This window comes from Pseudomonas sp. MHK4 (genome assembly GCF_054600775.1).
The window spans coordinates 1-546 of sequence record NZ_BAAIAK010000059.1 but is presented as its reverse complement, the minus strand read 5'-3'; the positions used below and the strand labels follow the sequence as shown (position 1 = coordinate 546).

The following is a 546-nucleotide window of genomic DNA, read 5'->3' as shown; positions in this document are numbered from 1 at the left end:
CCGACAGCGTCAAACGGATGCACATGGAACTGGGCGGCAAGGCCCCGGTGATCATCTTCGACGACGCCGACATCGACGCCGCCGTCGAGGGTATCCGCACCTTCGGGTTCTATAACGCCGGCCAGGACTGCACTGCCGCCTGCCGCATCTATGCCCAGGAAGGCATCTACGACAAGTTCGTCGAGAAGCTCGGCGCGGCGGTCAGCAGCATCAAGTACGGTGTGCAGGACGATCCGGCGACCGAGCTCGGCCCGCTGATCACCGCGCAGCACCGCGACCGCGTGGCCGGGTTCGTCGAGCGCGCCATCTCCCAGCCGCACATCCGCCTGGTCACTGGCGGCAAGGCCGTCGAGGGCAATGGTTTCTTCTTCGAACCGACGGTGCTGGCCGACGCCCAGCAGGATGACGAGATCGTGCGGCGCGAAGTGTTCGGGCCGGTGGTGTCGGTGACCAAATTTACTGATGAGGCGCAGGTGCTGGGCTGGGCCAACGACTCGGACTACGGCCTGGCGTCGTCGGTGTGGACCGCCGACGTCGGCCGCGCCC

General features: G+C 66.7%; 1 protein-coding gene. It reads left to right on the top strand.

What is annotated here, in order from left to right; all coding sequences use genetic code 11:
• A partial coding sequence (locus ACYP2Q_RS31505) for an aldehyde dehydrogenase family protein (protein ID WP_459734110.1) occupies positions 1-546 on the top strand: 546 nt, incomplete at both ends.